At 73.1% G+C, this 16,896-nt stretch carries 12 protein-coding genes and 2 pseudogenes; 4 read left to right on the forward strand and 10 right to left on the reverse strand.

The genetic code is table 11. The features are described from left to right. Positions 1 to 21: 21 nt before the first annotated feature. On the reverse strand, positions 22 to 468 hold the full coding sequence (locus tag A3Q37_RS06450; RefSeq protein ID WP_065478821.1) for an Lrp/AsnC family transcriptional regulator: 447 nt from the start codon (positions 466 to 468) through the stop codon (positions 22 to 24). Positions 469 to 556: 88 nt separating this feature from the next. Here A3Q37_RS06450 and A3Q37_RS06455 point away from each other — a divergent pair, with 88 nt between their 5' ends. Continuing rightward, a complete protein-coding gene (locus tag A3Q37_RS06455; protein WP_065478824.1) occupies positions 557 to 1,051 on the forward strand; it encodes a rhodanese-like domain-containing protein in 495 nt (164 codons plus the stop codon). 43 nt (positions 1,052 to 1,094) lie between these two features. On the opposite strand, the gene A3Q37_RS06460 is transcribed toward A3Q37_RS06455, so the two are convergent. From A3Q37_RS06460 to A3Q37_RS06470, 3 genes are all read right to left on the reverse strand, one after another. Further along, entirely contained in the window at positions 1,095 to 1,976 is an 882-nt protein-coding gene (locus A3Q37_RS06460; RefSeq protein ID WP_065478827.1) for an ATP-grasp domain-containing protein, read from the reverse strand. Between the two features lie 57 nt (positions 1,977 to 2,033). Then, positions 2,034 to 3,722: a DUF885 domain-containing protein gene (locus tag A3Q37_RS06465; RefSeq protein WP_065478830.1), complete on the reverse strand. Its 1,689-nt coding sequence runs from the start codon at positions 3,720 to 3,722 to the stop codon at positions 2,034 to 2,036. Positions 3,723 to 3,792: 70 nt separating this feature from the next. Further along, positions 3,793 to 4,272 carry an Lrp/AsnC family transcriptional regulator gene (locus A3Q37_RS06470; RefSeq protein WP_006122929.1) on the reverse strand — a complete coding sequence of 160 codons (480 nt, stop codon included), beginning with the start codon at positions 4,270 to 4,272 and terminating at the stop codon, positions 3,793 to 3,795. 59 nt (positions 4,273 to 4,331) lie between these two features. On the opposite strand from A3Q37_RS06470, the gene A3Q37_RS06475 reads away from it, so the two are divergent. Beyond that, complete coding sequence (locus A3Q37_RS06475; RefSeq protein WP_065478833.1) at positions 4,332 to 5,546, forward strand: PLP-dependent aspartate aminotransferase family protein; 1,215 nt, start codon at positions 4,332 to 4,334, stop codon at positions 5,544 to 5,546. Here the strand turns inward: A3Q37_RS06475 and A3Q37_RS06480 are convergent. The 5 genes and pseudogenes from A3Q37_RS06480 to A3Q37_RS06500 form a co-directional block, all read right to left on the reverse strand. After that, positions 5,479 to 6,906, reverse strand: a complete 1,428-nt coding sequence (locus tag A3Q37_RS06480) for a GNAT family N-acetyltransferase (RefSeq protein ID WP_065478836.1) — start codon at positions 6,904 to 6,906, stop codon at positions 5,479 to 5,481. The genes A3Q37_RS06475 and A3Q37_RS06480 overlap by 68 nt on opposite strands. An 85-nt stretch (positions 6,907 to 6,991) precedes the next feature. Beyond that, positions 6,992 to 9,763, reverse strand: a complete 2,772-nt coding sequence (locus A3Q37_RS06485; protein WP_065478839.1) for a DUF6493 family protein — start codon at positions 9,761 to 9,763, stop codon at positions 6,992 to 6,994. After that, positions 9,760 to 11,139, reverse strand: a complete 1,380-nt coding sequence (locus A3Q37_RS06490) for an SWIM zinc finger family protein (protein ID WP_065478841.1) — start codon at positions 11,137 to 11,139, stop codon at positions 9,760 to 9,762. Before A3Q37_RS06490 ends, A3Q37_RS06485 begins: the two co-directional genes overlap by 4 nt. A gap of 72 nt (positions 11,140 to 11,211) precedes the next feature. Further along, positions 11,212 to 12,804 (reverse strand): alkaline phosphatase, encoded by a 1,593-nt coding sequence (locus A3Q37_RS06495; protein ID WP_065478844.1) that lies wholly within the window; start codon positions 12,802 to 12,804, stop codon positions 11,212 to 11,214. A gap of 297 nt (positions 12,805 to 13,101) precedes the next feature. Then, a pseudogene (locus tag A3Q37_RS06500) lies at positions 13,102 to 13,443 on the reverse strand (PLP-dependent aminotransferase family protein); the annotation flags it as partial. Between the two features lie 314 nt (positions 13,444 to 13,757). Between A3Q37_RS06500 and A3Q37_RS35440 the strand changes: the two are divergent. Continuing rightward, a pseudogene (locus A3Q37_RS35440) lies at positions 13,758 to 14,600 on the forward strand (DMT family transporter); the annotation flags it as partial. 186 nt (positions 14,601 to 14,786) lie between these two features. Here A3Q37_RS35440 and A3Q37_RS06510 read toward each other — a convergent pair. Then, positions 14,787 to 15,617, reverse strand: coding sequence for an alpha/beta fold hydrolase (locus A3Q37_RS06510; protein ID WP_065478850.1), 831 nt, complete (start codon positions 15,615 to 15,617; stop codon positions 14,787 to 14,789). A gap of 122 nt (positions 15,618 to 15,739) precedes the next feature. Here A3Q37_RS06510 and sigJ point away from each other — a divergent pair, with 122 nt between their 5' ends. Continuing rightward, positions 15,740 to 16,624 carry an RNA polymerase sigma factor SigJ gene (gene sigJ, locus A3Q37_RS06515; protein ID WP_065478853.1) on the forward strand — a complete coding sequence of 295 codons (885 nt, stop codon included), beginning with the start codon at positions 15,740 to 15,742 and terminating at the stop codon, positions 16,622 to 16,624. The last annotated feature ends 272 nt before the right edge of the window (positions 16,625 to 16,896 follow it).

Consider the following 16,896-nt stretch of genomic DNA (forward strand, 5'->3'; position numbering starts at 1 on the left):
GCCGGGCCCCCTCCGGGCGGTTCAGCGGCCGATCGCGCGGCGGGGGAGCGGTGAGGAGTACACGATGCTCGTGGTGACGGAGCCCAGCGCCCCGATCCGCCCGGTGGTCTCCTCCAGATGCCTCATCGAGCGGGCCGTGACCTTGAGGACGAAACAGTCGTCGCCGGTGACGTGGTGGGCCTCGATGATCTCCGGCGTGGTGTCCAGCAGATCGTGGAAGGGCTTGTAGTTCCCGTTCGGGTAGCGCAGGCGTACCAGGGCGAGGATGGGCAGCCCGAGCCGCTCGGCGTCGACCACCGCCGCGTACCCGCTGATCACCCCCAGCTCCTCCAGCCGCCGCACCCGCTCCGTCACGGCGCTCGGCGACATGGCCACGGCCCGGGCGAGCTCGGCGAAGGTGGCGCGGCCGTCGCGCTGGAGGACGTCGAGGATGCGCCAGTCGGTGGCGTCCGGGGAATAGTCGGTCACCTCACCGAGGCAACAGGGAAATCCCCGGCGGATCAAGAGGAGCGCCGGGGAATCTCACTTCCCGGGCCGGTTTCCCGGTCATAGATTCATGGTCATGACCTCGCACTCCACGGCCACGGCCGCCAACCCCGTCCTGCGCGTCGCACCCGCGTCACCCGCCGCCGCGGCCGCCTACTTCGGCGCTTCGCTCGCCTTCCATGCGGATGTCTCCGACGTCGCCTCCGCGCTCGCCGCCGACGGCGACCCCGGGTTCGTCGTCCTGGACAGCCGCTCCACCGCCTCCTGGGACCAGGGACACATCCCCGGGGCCGTCCATCTGCCCACCGCCCTCATCCCCGAGCAGGCGGCGGCGCTGCTGGACCCGGCCGTCCCCGTGGTCACGTACTGCTGGGGGCCGGGCTGCAACGGCGCGACCCGCGCGGCCCTGGCCCTCGCCCAACTGGGTTTCCAGGTCAAGGAGATGCTCGGCGGGTTCGAGTACTGGGTGCGGGAAGGGTTTGCCTACGAGACCTGGGAGGGCGGCGAGCGGCGCGCGCCCGACCCGCTGACTGCTCCGGTCGACGCGGCGGACTGCGGCTGCTGATCCTCACGGGTCCGGGCGGAGGCCCCCACGGCTCCCGCGGGGTTCAGCGCACCCCAGCAGCCGCCAGCGCGGCGAACAGGTCCCCCGTCTCCGCCCCGGCGGGACCCCCGCTGACCTGGCCGTCGCCCACCTCCACCACCCGCCACACCCCGTCCTCGCGCAACGCCAGGTCGGTGGTGACCCAGCGCAGCCCGAGCCGGCCCACCGTCTCCCGCAGGGCGGGGAGTTCGGGGACGGGGTGGTGGTCGGGGGTGTCCGGGTGGGCGGTGACGAGCACCGCCTCCCCGTCCACCCACCACACCCGCGCCTCGCCGCCCGCGACGAACCGCTCGAAGGCCCGCAGCACCAGGCCGCCCGCGAGAAAGTCACCCTGGAGTTCGACGAATCGCCCGACCACGGAAGCCAGTTGCTTCCGGTCCGTGAGCTCCGGAACGTAACAGGCCTCGTGCCACTCGTGCTTGCGGGACTTCACGAAGTCCTTCACGATGCCGGGCCCCGGCCCCAGCGGCGCCGCGAGCCCGGCCAGCTCGTCCGCGGAGGGCGGCGGATCTCCCGGAACCGCCGTCCGCCAGACACTGCGCGGCGTCAGCCCGTCGAACTCCTCGTACCAACCCGGGAGTTCATGCGCCCGCCGGTAGCCGACGGCGTCGGTGAGCAAGGTGCAGCCCCGCGCGCCGAGCGCCGTCTCCAGCTCCGCGTACCGGGCGGAGGGGATCATCCAGCCGCGGTACCAGTACGGTCCGGAGTCCCGCGCGACCCGGGCCACCGCCCCGGCCGCGTCCCCGGCGAGCAGCGCGTCATGATCGAGCAGGGCGATCCGGCCGCCCGTCGCGCGCGCCGCCGCGAGGTCCTCGGCGAACTGCGGATCGGGCCGCGACGCCCTCAACGGGTCGGCGCAGAAAAGGAATCCGTTGCGCTCGGTCATGACAGGCTGCCTTCCTTCACCTGAGGAGACTCCGGACCGTACGGGTCACTGTGTGAGTCAGAGCCGCGACAGCTCGTCCACCAGATCGTCGAGACCCAGCGACCCCTGCGAGAGCGCCGCCATGTGCCACGCCTTCAGATCGAACGCGTCGCCGTGCGCGGCGCGCGCGTTCTCCCGGCCGAGCAGCCAGGCGCGCTCGCCCAGCTTGTAGCCGATGGCCTGGCCGGGCATCGACAGATAGCGGGTCAGCTCGCTCTCCACGAAGTCGGCGGGGCGGCCGCTGTGGTTGCCGAAGAACTCCTGGGCCAGATCGGGGGTCCAGCGCTCGCCCGGGTGGAAGGGGGAGTCCGCCGGGATCTCCAGCTCCAGGTGCATGCCGATGTCGACGATGACCCGGCAGGCGCGCATCATCTGGGCGTCCAGATAGCCGAGCCGCCGCTCCGGGTCGGGCAGGAAGCCCAGCTCGTCCATCAGCCGCTCCGCGTACAGCGCCCAGCCCTCGGCGTTCGCGCTGACCATGCCGACCGACGCCTGGTAGCGGGAGAGGGTGTCGGCGACATGTGTCCACTGCGCGAGCTGCAAGTGGTGGCCGGGAACGCCCTCGTGGTACCAGGTGGAGACCAGGTCGTACACCGGGAAACGGGTCTCGCCCATGGTGGGCAGCCAGGTGCGCCCCGGGCGGGAGAAGTCCTCGGAGGGGCTGGTGTAGTACGGCGCGGCGGCCCCGCCGGGCGGGGCGATCCGGGACTCCACCTTCCGTACCCGCTCCGCGAGGTCGAAGTGCGTGCCGTCCAGCGCCTCGATCGCCTCGTCCATCAGGCCCTGGAGCCAGTCGCGGACCTCGTCCACCCCTTCGATGTGCTTGCCGTGCACATCCAGATGGGCGAGCGCCTCCCAGGGGCCGGACCCCGGCAGTACCTTCTCGGCCTCCACCTTCATCTCGGCGAGCAGCCGGTGGTACTCCGACCAGCCGTACGCGTACGCCTCGTCGAGATCCAGGTCGGTGCCGTTGTACAGCCGCGACCAGCGGGCGTAGCGCTCCCGGCCGACCGGGTCGGGGGCGCCCTCGATCGCCGGGGCGTACACATCGCGCACCCAGTCTCGCAGCGCGAGCGCCGAGGCCGTCGCCTGCGCGGCGGCCTCGTCCAACTCCGCCCGCAGGGACGCGGGGCCAGGGGCCACGAACTCGGCGAAGAACCCCTCGCTCCCGCCTTCCCCGCCCCACTCCGTCAGCTGCCCGATGAACGTGGCGGTCGCGCGCGGGCCGCCGTACAGCTTGCGCTCCAGACCGAGCGCGAGCGAGGCGCGGTACCCCTCGTACGCGGCGGGCACCGCGCGCAGCCGCTCCACGATCGCCGCCCAGTCCTCGTCCGTCGCGGTCGGCGTGAGGGTGAAGACCTCGGTGATGCTGTGGGCGGGCGACGACAGGTTGGAGACGGCCCGCAGGCCCTCCTCGGCCTCGTGCACGGCGAGTTCCGCCGTCAGGCGCTCCCGCAGGAGCCGTCCGCAGCGCCGCTCGGCATCGCTGTCCGCGCCGGGGAGCTGTTCGGCGGCGTCCAGCTTCCGCAGCGTCGCGCGGATGAGGTCGGCGACCGCCGCCTGGCCGGCCGGTGAGAAGTCGGGCAGCCGGCGCGAGCTTTCGGGCACACCCAGAAAGGTGCCCGTGATGGGGTCGAGTTCGATGAGTGCGTCGACGTAGGCGTCGGCGACCTGACGGGGCAGCGCGCTGCTCGAAGTGTCTGACATGCGGACATCCTCGTACGGCGGCGGCCCTCCCGTCACCACCGGGGGCCGCCCGGTGTCCGGACCCGGCCGGTCAGTTCGCGGCGGGCGGAAGCAACGGACCGCACTCCCACTGCTGGAAGATCAGCCGGGTGTCCACCCGGGCCACCTCCCGGCGCGAGGTGAACTCGTCCAGGACCAGCCGCTGAAGATCCGCCGCGTCGGCCACCGCCACCTGCACCAGATAGTCGTCGGGGCCGGTGAGATGGAACAGCGCACGCGACTCCGGCAGCGACCTGATCCGGTCGACGAACGGCCCGATCAACTCCCGGCGGTGCGGCCTGACCTGCACCAGCAGCAGCGCCTGGAGCCCCCGGCCGAGCTTCGCCGGATCGAGGCGCAACTGGTCCCCGAGGATCACCCCGCTGCGGCGCAGCCGGGCCACCCGGTCCAGACAGGTCGAAGCGGCCACGCCGACCTCGGCCGCCAGCTCGCGGTACGTGGTCCGCGCATCGTTCTGCAACAGCCGCAGAATCTGTAGATCCACCGGATCAAGAGCGACGGAATCGGACATGTGGCGAACGTAGCACGGGGAACGGTCGCTACGAACCGGTAACTGTTCAGAGTGACGCCATGGACAACGAAGTCTCGATGACGCCCCTTGCTCCCACCCCGTCCAGGGCTCTCGCCACCGAAGCCGTGCACGCCGGACGCGACGACCTCGCCTCCCTCGGCGTGCACGCCCCGCCGATCGACCTGTCCACCACCTACCCCTCCTACGACTCGCGCGACGAGGCGATGCGTATCGACGCCTTCGCCACCACCGGCTCCCTCCCCGACGGGCCGCCCGTCTACGCCCGGCTCGACAACCCCACCACGGGCCGCTTCGAGACGGCGCTCGCCCGGCTGGAGGGGACCGACAGCGCGGTCGCCTTCGCCAGCGGGATGGCCGCGCTCACCGCCGTCCTGCTCGCCCGCGCGAGCCAGGGGCTGCGCCATGTCGTCGCGGTCCGCCCGCTCTACGGGTGCAGCGACCATCTGCTCGGCGCCGGGCTGCTGGGCACCGAGGTGACCTGGACCGACCCGGCTGGCATCGCCGACGCCATCCGCCCGGACACCGGCCTGGTGATGGTCGAGACGCCGGCCAACCCGACCCTGGCCGAGGTCGACATCCGGGCCGTCGCCCACGCCTGCGGAACCGTGCCGCTGCTGGTCGACAACACCTTCGCCACCCCCGTCCTCCAGCGCCCCGTCGAACACGGCGCCCGCATCGTCCTGCACAGCGCCACCAAGTACCTCGGCGGCCACGGGGACGTCATGGGCGGCGTCGTCGCCTGCGACGAGGAGTTCGCCGCGACGCTGCGCCAGGTCCGGTTCGCCACCGGCGGGGTGCTGCACCCGCTGGCCGGCTATCTGCTGCTGCGCGGCCTGTCCACGCTGCCGGTACGCGTCCGGGCGGCCTCGACGAGCGCCGCCGAACTGGTCCGCAGGCTCACCGCCGACCCGCGGATCGCCCGGGTGCACTACCCGCGGATCGGCGGCGCGATGATCTCCTTCGAGGTGTACGGGGACCCGCACCGGGTGATCTCCGGGGTGCGGCTCATCACGCCCGCCGTCAGCCTCGGCAGCGTGGACTCGCTGATCCAGCACCCGGCCTCTATCAGCCACCGCATCGTGGAGGAGGGAGACCGGCGGGCGGCCGGCGTCGGCGACCGGCTGCTGCGGATGTCGGTCGGCCTGGAGGACGTCGAGGACCTGTGGGCGGATCTGTGCCAGGCGCTCAGCGACGGGCCCGTTCCGTCGGCACGGACGGCCGAGCGGCCTCTTCACTCGTCAGCCGGGCGGTGATGACGAGCGTGCCCTCCTCGATCTGGTAGTCGAGGGGAAGCTCCAGCGCGCGCATCGCGGCCACCATGCCGGTGTTGCGGGACTGCGTCACCGCGTACACGCTGTCGCAGCCCGCTTCCTCGGCCAGCGCCACCAGGCGGCGGAGCAGCTCGGAGCCGATGCCCCGGCGCTGCCAGTCGTCCTCGACGAGGAGGGCCACCTCGGTCTCGTCGCCGTCCCAGAGGAGGTGGCCCAGCGCCACCAGCCTGCCCGACGCCGTCTGCACCGCCAGGGTGCGGCCGAAGCGGGGGCTCAGCAGATGGTCGAGATAGCGGTCGGCGTCCGCGACGGGGCCGTGGTAGCGCAGGCCCAGGGTGTTCTGCGAGCAGCGGTCGTGCATGGCGCGGGCGGCGGCGAGATCGGCGCGGTCCGCGCGGCGCACGGTGATCTCGTTGCCCTCGGGCAGCGTGAGGACGTCCTCGCTGCGCGGCACACGGGGACCGAGCCGGGCATCCAGCTCGACCAGGGCGCGCGCCCGCGCGAACTCGGTCGGCGTGAACGGCAGATAGGGCCGCTCCACGGAGATCACCCCGCCGGACGGGTCCCGCAGCCGCATCACCGTCTCCTCCAGCACGCCCTCGACCGGGGCGCTCTGCCCGGTCGCCCGGCCCGTGACGGAGACGGCGGGCAGCGAGTGGATCGTGCACCGGCCGAGCAACTGGCGCAGGGCGAGCGGCAGCTCGGCCGCGTCCAGCGCCGTCCGCGTGGCCAGCGACAGCACCCGGGTCGGGGTGTCCACCAAGTCGTGGGCGTCCGCCCGCTCGATCCAGGTGGAGGCGCCGCCCGCGGCCGCGATCCTCCGGGACAGCTCCTGCGCCTGGAGCGAGGCCGGGGCCCGCAGCAGGAACTCGTCGACGGTCCCCTGGGCGAGCGGGTGCGTCTGGAGGGTCAGGATGTCGACGCGGAGCCCGGCGAGCGCCGTGCACAGCGCGGCCAGGCTGCCCGGGGCGTCGAGCACCGTCGTCCGCATCCGCCACAGCGTGGTCCCGGTCTCCTCGGCGCCGGTCACCCCGCCCCCGCCGGTGCCCTCGGCCTCGCCCGCCGTCGCACCGGTCCCGCCCGTCGCGCCGGCCCCGACCGGCGCGGCGTCCGCCTCGTCCGACGGGGGTGCGTGACTGTGGCGCCGGGCCCACCAGGTGTGGAACGCGGCCGTGGCCACCAGCGCCACCGCCGAGGCCATGAGCAGGTAGGGCCCGTCCGGCTGGTGTCCGATCAGGTTGGCGATCGCGTCGGCCACGGCCACGGCGGTGAACAGGGCGGCCAGTTCGATCAGGTCCCGCCGCCAGTGGTGCGGACGGCGGGCGCTCTTCGCGGAGGTCACATCAGTCATATCCTCACTGTGAACGAACGGTGTTGCCTGATCACGAACGCCTTGTGACTGATGGGTTACGTGTTGATCTGGTCCCCTATCGTCGCTTTTCGGTCAGATTCCGGGGCGCCGTTCCTTGATCCTTCCGCTCTCCGAACGCGGCGAGCAGCCGGGCGGCCTGGCGGACCGTCTGGGACGAGCCCTTGCGCCCCGCTGTCGCCGCGAGCCCCGCTATCGGCTCGATCCCGCCCGTACCGCAGCGCTCGGCGCACTCGGCCGCCACGGACAGCAGATCCCCGAGTCCCCGGGGCGTCTTCTCGTACGCCAGGAGGCCCGGCAGCATCGCCGCCAGCACGGTCAGCACCGTCCGGCAGGCGCCGGTGGCGGCCGCCGTGCCGAGCGCGTCGGCCGTACGGTTCACCTTCACCAGGTCGCGGTCGACCAGGATCGCCAGCTCCCGCCCGAGCAACGCCCCGTCCAGCCGCCCCCGCGCGGCCAGCACGAGCAGCGTGTCCACCGCCGCCGTCCGGTCCTCCGGGTGCCGGGCGCCGAGTCCGTAGGCCAGCGCGAGATGCATCGCCCCGCCGATCTCGCCCGCGCTCTCGGCCAGCGCGGGCAGGAACCCGACGGCTCCCCGCTGCCCCTGATCGGCGGCGAACATCAGGTCCGGCATCAGCCAGGCGGCCAGCGTCTCCGGATCGCCGGGCAGGGTGGCCGTCCAGTGCGAGGACCGTTCGGGACCCCAGTGGTAGCACTCCTGGGCGCGGGGGAGCTGGGCCCGGCCCAGCCAGTGGAAGGCCTCCGGGAACTCGCGCTGGATCACCAGCCGTTCGCGGGTGGCCAGCAGCACCTGACGGGCCCCGGTCGTCTTCCGCTGCCACCAAGTGCCCTCCGAGGGGCGGGAGACGGCGGTCGCCGGATGCCGCAGCACCGGGGCCACCGACTCCTCGGCACGGATCCAGGCGGCCAGCCGGTCGCCCTCGCCGGTCCCCAGAGCCTCGGCCGCCGCGGCGGCCTCCGCCCGCTCGGGGCGGTCACTTCGACGGACCCGCAGCAGGGCCTGGGCGAAGTCGGCGGGACCCGGGTGGACACCCAGCTCCCGGTAGGTTCGCAGCCGTTCCACGAGCTCGGCCGCCTCGACCGCCCCCGTGTGCCAGGTCGGCGTCGCCAGCAGGAACGGCACCCGCCCGGCCGCTATCGCCTCCGACGCCTCCCACACCCGGTCGAGCAGCACCCCGTTGAGCGCGGCATGGGCACAGGCGTCCGACCCCGTCACGACCGTCTTCGCCCGCCACGCGACCCTGTCCCGCTCGGAGACCAGGCCCAGCAGCGAGGCCACCACGACGGAGAGCCCGTGCGAGGTCGAGATACCCCGCGGATCGACCATGTACGGAGACAGGCCGTGCTCGACGAAATGCACCCCGGCCAGCGCCTCCCGCAAGCTCCCCGTCAGCTCCTCCCGGTCGCTCCGGGCCAGCCGGACGAGACCGTCGAGCGCCCGCTCGAATCCGGTGATCCCGGCCGAGGTGTCCAGGACGGCCGACGCCGGGATCCAGCGCTCCGACGCATGCGCCTTCACCCGGGCCGCCACCTCCTCGACCAACTCGGCCACGGTCTCCGGCGCCGGCTCCTGACGCCGCAGCACCGGCGCGGGCGGCAGGAACTCCTCGTACGTCTCCTGCGGCACCTCCTCCACGAGACCGCCGAACAGGGTGGTGACCGCCTCCCGGTGCACGGGGCCCAACTGCGCGGCGGCCGAGGCCAGCAGCTCCCGCACCTCCGGACCGGTGGCGGCGGGGAGATACCGGGCGACCAGCTTCAGGGCCCGCTCCTGGACATCGATGGCCTCGTGGCCGAACGCCTCGGCGACCGCCGGAAGAAGCTCATCCGCCGTCGAGGAGTCCCGGCGCAGCACCTTCCCCAGCAGGGTCAGCTGGGCCCGTACCAGCTTCTTCTCCTGGCGGAAGAGGACCGCCCCCGACACGTCCGCCAGCTCCCGGACCGGCAACTCACCCCGCGCGTCGAGCCGTACGAGCACCTGCTGCGCGTGCGAGGCGACCGGGGCGATGCCGTCCGCCGCCATCGCCGTCCAGTCCCGCAGATGGCTTTTCTCCTCGTCCTCCGTGGCCTCCAGCCGCTGGAGAACGGCCAGGAAGAACCGCTGGTCGACGGATTTGCCGCCGCGCATCAGACGCGCCACGCACCGCTCCACCAGATACGACCGGTCGAGCACCCCCTCCTCGGCCAGCGTGCACAGCGCTCCCGGCCAGTGGTCCTGCGGATCCGGTGCGTCGTAGAAATCGACCTGCGGTGGCAACTCCGCCATCTCGAACAGCCGGGGCGCCAATACAGCGGTGTGCGGATCGTCCCGCAGGACCTCGGTCAGCGGACGCCGGGTCCGGTGCCGCCAGCGCGCCGCGCCGACCAGCTCCGTCCAGCCCGTCACCAGGTTGTCCGTGACGGGGATCGGGACCCGGGCGATCCGCGTCAGCTCGCCGACAAAGATGTACTCCGCGTCGGACAGGGCCGAGCGCCCCGCGAAGCGGTGGGCGAGGTCGCCGAGCCACGCCGGATCGCGATCCTTCAGCGAGGCGAGGATCAACGGATACGGGGAACGGGTCCAGTCACGCAGATCACGGCCGCCGATCCAGGCGGCACACGCCGCCGCCCCGGTGTGACAGCCCGCGCCGGCCACCAGCAGCGCCTTGCGGATCCGGTCGCGCCGCCGCCAGTCCCAGCCCCGCACCTCCTTGCGCAGCTCCTTCAGCTCGGCGAGCGCGGAACGGCGGCCCGGCCGGTCCAGGGCGAGCACCAGCGGCGGCACATCGTGGTGACGTCCCGCCCGCACGGCGGTCAGCAGCTCGTTCATCGCGCACCTCCGGCGACCGTCGCACCCCGGCGGACCATGCGCACGGCGAGCGCGTGTTTGCAGGGCCCCCGACGCCCCCGGTAGTCCGCCCACCACTGACACGTACAGCTGAACGTGGAACCGCTCTCCCGCACGTGGTAGCGGCGGTCCCCGGAAGCGACCGTCGCCCGCGAACCGTCGAGGGACACCGCGCCCTCACCGGCCAGCCGCCGGGCGGCCACGAGCCGCGGATTGTGCCGCTCCGCCCGGTCCGCGTCGTACGGCAGCTCGCGGTGGAAGTACGCCGCGTCCGCCAGGTCGTACCCCACGCGGCCCGCCGTGCCCAGCCGGGTCAGCGCGGCCCGCACCCGCTCCACGCTCAGCCCCGACTGCTCGGCCAGCGACGCCGGTTCGATCCGGGGCTCCCAGGCGAGCAGCACCGACACCAGCTCCGCGTCGGCCGCCGCGTCATCCGTGGCCAGCGCCTCCAGGACGCCGCCCTCGCCCGAGAACCCCCGCGCGGAATCGGGGGAGAGCGTCAGCGTGAGCCGCATCCCGGGCAGCACCACCTCCCAGGCGCTCGCCGCCGCCGCACCGTCGGCCACCGGCCCGTACACCCGCAGGGCCGTCGCGTCGCGCAGCACCCGCTGCAACGCCGCCAGCCGCTCCGGGCCCGGCAGGCACACCGCGCCCGGCACCGGCCGGGTCGTGGGGCGCAGGGACCCGCCCGACGCCACCACCCACCGGGCGCCGCGCGCGGCGTTCCCCGAGGACGGGGTGCGGGGCAGCGAACGCAGGAACGCCACCGCCCGCGCCGCCGTCAGCTCGGCCCGCAGATCGAATCCGGCCGAGGCGACCTGCGCCTCCGCGAAACCGCGCAGCCACCGGTCGGGCAGCGGCACCTTCTTCTCCACCACCGGACCGTCCAGCGTGGTCACCGCAAGCTCATCGGGTCCCACCCGCAGATGCAGCGGATCGTCCGCCGTAATCCGCGAAAGCGCCTCCCGCAGCGGAGCGTTCACATCCACATTCGTCGTCCCGTGGCCCGTCTCCTGCCCGTCCAGCCCCTCCTGGAGCACATCGAGCCGGGCGTACACCCCGCAGCAGCCGGAGAACGACTCGAACCGCAGCCGGTCCCCGTTCCCCGTCACCACCGGGTCCAGCGAGGCGGGCAGCGTGCGCTGGTAGTAGCGGGCGGCGGCCACGTCCGCCACCGCCAGCAGCCCGCGCGCCGCTATGCGCGGATCGGAGAGGAAGCCCGCGAAGAACCGCGGATGCGCCTCGGCTCCGCGCGGGGTGAGCCCTCCTGCGGTCTCCAGACCGAGGGAGGGCCCCACCTGCGAGGACTCCAGGGTGGACGGGCGTGCGTAGGCCAAGGCCTGAACGGATCGGCTCATGGAAAAAAGCGTAGAACCCACCACTGACAACGGCCCTCGCCGAAGCCGCCGTTCGCCCTCCGAAGCCCCTGTCTACTGGCCGACGCGGCCCGGCCGGAGCACCTTGGTGAAGAGCACCGACCCTCCTTCAGCCCGCAGCCGCACCGTCAGTTCCGCACTGCCCCCGTCGATCTCCACCTCGCCGAAATACTGGGGCGACTCCATCGGCGAGACATTGGCCCGGTCGGGGGCCCGCACGAAGACCCGGTCGGGGCCGAACGTGCCGTCCAGCGCATTGGCCGGGAAGCCGCCCGCGGCCAGCGGGCCCGACACGAACTCCCAGAACGGGGCGAAGTCCTTGAACGCCGCCCGCTCCGGCGCGTAGTGCTGGGCCGAGGTGTAGTGGACGTCGGCCGTCAGCCACACCGTGCCGGTGATCCCGCGGTGTTTGACGAAGCGGAGCAGCTCGGCGATCTGGAGCTCCCGCCCGAGCGGGGCCCCGGGGTCGCCCTGCGCCACGGCCTCGAAGTCCGTCGCACCGTCCGGGACCACCAGGCCGAGCGGCATGTCGGCGGCGATCACCTTCCACTCCGCCCGGGAGGCGGCGAGCGAGCGCTTCAGCCACCGCAGCTGCTCGGCGCCGAGGATGCCCGTCGTGTCGTCGGGCTGCCGATTGGGGGAGTTGGCGTTGCGGTACGACCGCATGTCGAGCACGAACACGTCGAGCAGCGGACCGTGGTGGACGACCCGGTACATCCGTGACCGGCGCCCGGAACCGTGCGAAGGGGCGAGCGGCACGTACTCGTGGAAGGCCCGCACGGAGCGCGCCGCGAGGATGTCCACGTTCTTCTCGGTGTAGCGGGCGTCGTCGAGGATCTGGCCGGGATACCAGTTGTTGCGCACCTCGTGGTCGTCCCACTGCACGACGGACGGCACCTGCGCGTTGAAGCGGCGGACGTTCCCGTCGAGCAGGTTGTAGCGGAAGTTGCCCCGGTACTCGTCCAGCGTCTCGGCGACCTTCGCCTTCTCCTCGGTCATGACGTTGCGCCAGATCCGGCCGTCCGGCAGCGTCACGCTCTCCTCCAGCGGACCGTCCGCGTAGATGCTGTCGCCGCTGCACAGGAAGAAGTCCGGGTCCAGGCGGCGCATCTCCTCGTACACCCGGTAGCCGCCGATGTCCGGGTTGATGCCCCAGCCCTGGCCCGCGATATCGCCCGACCACAGGAAACGCACCCCGGACCGGCGCCGCGCCGGAGCCGTGCGGAACGTCCCGTACACCGGTTTTCCGGTACGGCGCGGATCGGCCGGATCGGCGAGCGTCACACGGTAGTGCACCTGCTCGCCCGGCGGCAGCCCGTACAGCGGCGTGGTCCCCGTGAAGTCCGTGCCGGGCCCGATCGACGGCCCGTGCCACCTGCGGACCCGCCGGAACGACTCGGTCGCCGAGGTCTCCACCAGCATCCGGGCCGGCCGGTCCGAGCGCACCCACAGCAGCGCCGACGAAGAGGTGACGCCGCCCACCTGCACACCCCAGGACGCCTCGGGCCGCCCCGCCAGGTGCAGCGCGGGAGCCGCCGATGCGACCGCGGTCGGGAGGGCGAGGGCCGCCGGGGCGATCAGCGAACCGCGCAGGACGGCACGACGGCCGGGAGAGGAAACGAGCGGACGGTGCGGACGGTGGGACATCGAAGCGCCTCCAGGGAGGTGGTCGGGCGGTGCACTGTACGGGGAAGGGCACGGCCCGCCCGGTACGGAGCCGGTCTGCGCCATGCCTAGTGCCCTGCGGCGGCCGGAGCCCGAACCCCGGGTGAACTGCGCCCGTCGGCCGGGCCGGTGGGCATTCGAGGCCGGGCGGTCGGGCCTGACCGGCGGCACCGGTCGCCGGTTGGCGCTGGCCGTCGGTTGGCACCGGCCGTCGGTCGGCCGAGACTGGGTGGCCGCTCCCGGCCGGTCGTGCCCCAGCCCGTCGACACCGGCTGCCGGTCAGCCGGAGCCGGAGCCGGCCCGTCCGGTCCGCCATGCCTCCGCCAGCGCCGCGACTCCCCGGGCGATGTCGCCCGGGGCGAGATGGGCGTACCCGAGAACGAGCGGCAGGGTGCCGTCCTCGGAGCCGGCCGTTCCGCAGTCGCGCAGCGGTCGCAGCGCGATGCCCGCCCCCGCCGCCCGTTCCAGGAAGACGTCCTCGGGGCCGTACCGTGCGGGCAGCCGGGCGATGATGTGCAGCCCCGCCGCGATCCCGCTGACCGCCGTGCCGGGGAAGTGCTCGTCGAGCGCGGCCACCATCGCGTCCCGGCGTTCCCGGTAGGCCCGTTGGCAGCGCCGCAACCCGGCGAGTTCACGGCTGGAGGGCAGCCGCGTGCCGCCCGCGAGCCGGCCGGAGCGGACCGCCTCCCGGAGCGCGGACCGCAGCGCGCGCCCCCGCCCGCGCGCCGGCGCGGCAGCGGCGGGCAGCAGCAACTCCCAGGCCGGAGAGAGCGATTCCGCCGTCGGGCGATGCGGATCGCTCCCCGAACCGGCCCCCGACCCAGCTCCCGACTCGGCCTCCGTCCCGGCGCCGGGATCCGGCCCCGAATTGGTCCCCGAACTCGTCATGGAAGTGGACCTTAAACCGGTCCGTCGCCGACCCTAGCGTCGGCCCCATGAACGCAACCTCTCTGCGCGGGGCCCTTCTCGCGGCCCTCGCGTGTGTGCTGGTGGGGGCCTCCTTCACGGCCAACAGCGTCCTCGGCGACTACCCGTTCGCGGGCGGCCAGGCACTCCGCTACGGTCTCGCCGCGCTGCTGCTCATTCCGTTCCTGCGCCGCGACCCCGACTCCGCGACGGCCCGGCTCCGACGCCTCACCCGCCGCCAGTGGGGGCGGATCGCCCTGCTCGCCGCCGTGGGCATGGTCGGGTTCAACCTGGCGGTCCTGACGGCCGAACAGACGGCGGAACCGGCTGTTCCGGGCGTCTTCGTGGGCTGTGCGCCGATCGTGGTCGGCGTACTCGTCCCGCTGCTCGACGGCCGTCGTCCGTCCCGCGTCACGCTGTACGCGGCGGGCCTCGTCGCCGTCGGGGCGTTCACCGTCCAGGGCTGGGGGCGCACCGACCTGGCGGGCGTGCTGTTCTCGGTGGGCGCGCTCGCGGGCGAGGTCGGCTTCGCGGTCCTGGCCGTTCCGGTTCTGCGGCCGCTGGGCCCGAAACTCCTCTCCGCGACGGTCTGCGGCGTCGCGGCCGTCGAGTCGGCGCTGCTCGGTCTGCTGCTGGACGGCGGCTCGTTCCTGCGGGTCCCGACGGGCGGCGAGGCGACGGCCCTGCTGTGGCAGGCCGTCGTCGTCACCGTGATCGGGTTCGTCTGCTGGTACAGCGGGATGCAGCGCATCGGTGCGGAACGCGCCACGCTCTTCTCCGGGCTGATCCCGGTCTCCGCCGCCCTGACCGCCCCCGTGGTCGGAGCCGGGACGTACGGCCTGGCACAGGGCGCGGGCAGCCTTCTGGTCGGCGCCGGTGTGGCGTACGGCTCCGGCGTCCTCGGCCGACGCGGAACTCCTTGCGGACGGCGCGAAACCCCCGGCGGACGGCGCATGACCCCCGGCGGACGGGACGGAACCTCCGGCGGACGGCCTGAGCGCCCCACACCAGAAGGCCGCACACCGGAGCGCCCCACGCCGGAAGCCCCGCGCGACCGCTCAGCGGCTGGTGTCCAGGATGACGCGGGCCACCAGCGCCGGGTCGTCGTTCATCGGAACGTGCCCGCAGCCGGGCAGCCGCACGAGCCGGGCGTCGGGGATGACCCGCTTGGCGCGGATCCCCTGCCGGCGCAGCAGGATCCGGTCGCGGGTGCCCCAGGCGACGGTGACGGGGATGCCCTTCACGTCATCACCGAAGAGGGTGTCCCGGCCGACCTCCAGCGTCTGGTGGAAGCCGGTCGCTTCGCGCAGGGCGAGCGTCTCGGCGACGGCGGCCTCCGGTGAACGCCGGCCGGGCCGGGCGTAGATGGTGCTGGTGAGGGCCGTCCGGCCCGCCGCGCTGCGCGACAGGCGCTCGATCAGCGGCACCGGCAGGGCCAGCGCGCTCCGGCGCATCGCCCGCAGGGTGCCGAAGGCGTAGAGCCGCTCCGCCTCCGTCCAGAAGCCCGCCGGGGACAGGGCGGTCACCGACCGCGCCATGTCGGTACGGCCGAGCTCCAGCGCGAGCAGCCCGCCCAGCGAGTTCCCGGCCACATGGGGGCGGTCCAGGCCGAGTTCGGAGCAGAAGGCGCCGAGGACCGGGCCGACGGTCGCGAGATCGTACGGAACTCCGTCCGGCAGCGCGGGCGAGGTGCCGAAGCCGGGCAGGTCGACGGCGATCACCTCACGCTCGGCGGCCAGGATCCGCGTCACCGGGTCCCAGGCCTGGAGGTGGTGGCCGATGCCGTGCAGGAGCAGCAACGGTTCGCCCGAGCCGGTCCGTTCGTACGCGACCGAGACCGGTCGGGGGCCGTCGGCCGTGGCGACGGTGAAGGAGACCGTGGTGGTCATGCTGCCGCTCCCTGGAGTGGGTAGACATCTCGTCAATAACAATTACCGTCGGGTAGCTTGCAGTTCAAGAGGCTCGGCGATTCCCGCTGGACACCCCGTGGCCCGTGGGCTGGGATGGATCGATGACCGTCGACGTCGCGACCGAGATCTTCGAAGAGCACCGGCCCGTCCTCACCGGTGTCGCCTACCGCATGCTCGGCCGCGTCGCCGACGCCGAGGACGTCGTCCAGGAAGCGTGGCTGCGGTGGGCGGCGGCGGGCCGCGAGGACGTCCGGGAGCCGCGGGCCTTTCTCGTACGGATCACCACCCGGCTGGCCATCGACCGGCTCAGGCATCTTCAGTCGCGCCGGGAGACGTACCCGGGGCCCTGGCTGCCGGAGCCGGTGGTCACGGACTTCGGGCCCACGCTGCCCGACACCGCGGAACGCGCCGTCCTCGCCGAATCCGTCTCGCTCGCCGTGCTGGTCGTCCTCGAATCGCTCTCGCCGCTGGAGCGCGCGGTGTTCGTGCTCCGGGAGGCCTTCGGATTCCCGTACGCCGAGATCGCCACCACCCTGGACCGTACCGAGGCGGCCGTCCGGCAGCTCGCGGGCCGCGCCAGGCGACACGTGGAGGAGCGCAAGCCGCGCTACGACGTGGACCCGGCCGAACGGCGCGACCTCACCGAACGCTTCCTGGCCGCCGCCTCCGGAGGCGGCATCGAGCAGCTGCTCGCCCTGCTCGCCCCGGACGTCCGGCTCGTCACCGACGGCGGGGGCAAGGCGAAGGCGGCGCTGCGGGTCATCGAGACCGCGGACAAGGTCGGCCGCTTCCTCTTCGCGGTGGCGGGCGAAGTCGACCCCGACGGGGAGGTCCGCGTCATGGAGCTCAACGGCGGACCCGCCGTGGTCTTCTTCAGTGGAGGGAAAGCCGACACCGTCTTTCAGATCGAAGTCAGCCAAGGTGTCATTCAATGCGCCTATATCATTCGTAATCCGGACAAGCTCTCCGGATTGCCTGTCGAATAGCCGCACGCGCCAGGGGCCGTCCCGGTCCCCATCAGTCCCACGGGTCTGCCGCGTGCCTGGTCAGAGCCCCGCCGTCCATCGCGATGGCGGGGCTTTGTGCTGCGCTCGCCTCACGGCACCGCGAACGTCGTGTGAACGCTCTGCGCCAGAGTCCCGTTTCGTTCCGTTACGGAATAAGGATTGGTCTTGACCAAGGGGGTATGCCGTCCTAGGGTCTCCACTTAAGGCAGGAACCTTTAATAAATAACGTCGCGGAATTGGCGCCGGGCGAT

The organism is Streptomyces sp. PTY087I2, assembly GCF_001687325.1.
Lineage (GTDB): Bacteria > Actinomycetota > Actinomycetes > Streptomycetales > Streptomycetaceae > Streptomyces.

Bases quoted from the DNA above. Each gene is read 5' to 3' on its own strand.
- A3Q37_RS06455 (WP_065478824.1), top strand. From the start codon at position 557: ATGGTCATGACCTCGCACTCCACGGCCACGGCCGCCAACCCCGTCCTG.
- A3Q37_RS06460 (WP_065478827.1), bottom strand. From the start codon at position 1,976: ATGACCGAGCGCAACGGATTCCTTTTCTGCGCCGACCCGTTGAGGGCG.
- A3Q37_RS06465 (WP_065478830.1), bottom strand. From the start codon at position 3,722: ATGTCAGACACTTCGAGCAGCGCGCTGCCCCGTCAGGTCGCCGACGCC.
- A3Q37_RS06470 (WP_006122929.1), bottom strand. From the start codon at position 4,272: ATGTCCGATTCCGTCGCTCTTGATCCGGTGGATCTACAGATTCTGCGG.
- A3Q37_RS06475 (WP_065478833.1), top strand. From the start codon at position 4,332: ATGGACAACGAAGTCTCGATGACGCCCCTTGCTCCCACCCCGTCCAGG.
- A3Q37_RS06485 (WP_065478839.1), bottom strand. From the start codon at position 9,763: ATGAACGAGCTGCTGACCGCCGTGCGGGCGGGACGTCACCACGATGTG.
- A3Q37_RS06490 (WP_065478841.1), bottom strand. From the start codon at position 11,139: ATGAGCCGATCCGTTCAGGCCTTGGCCTACGCACGCCCGTCCACCCTG.
- A3Q37_RS06495 (WP_065478844.1), bottom strand. From the start codon at position 12,804: ATGTCCCACCGTCCGCACCGTCCGCTCGTTTCCTCTCCCGGCCGTCGT.
- A3Q37_RS06510 (WP_065478850.1), bottom strand. From the start codon at position 15,617: ATGACCACCACGGTCTCCTTCACCGTCGCCACGGCCGACGGCCCCCGA.
- sigJ (WP_065478853.1), top strand. From the start codon at position 15,740: ATGACCGTCGACGTCGCGACCGAGATCTTCGAAGAGCACCGGCCCGTC.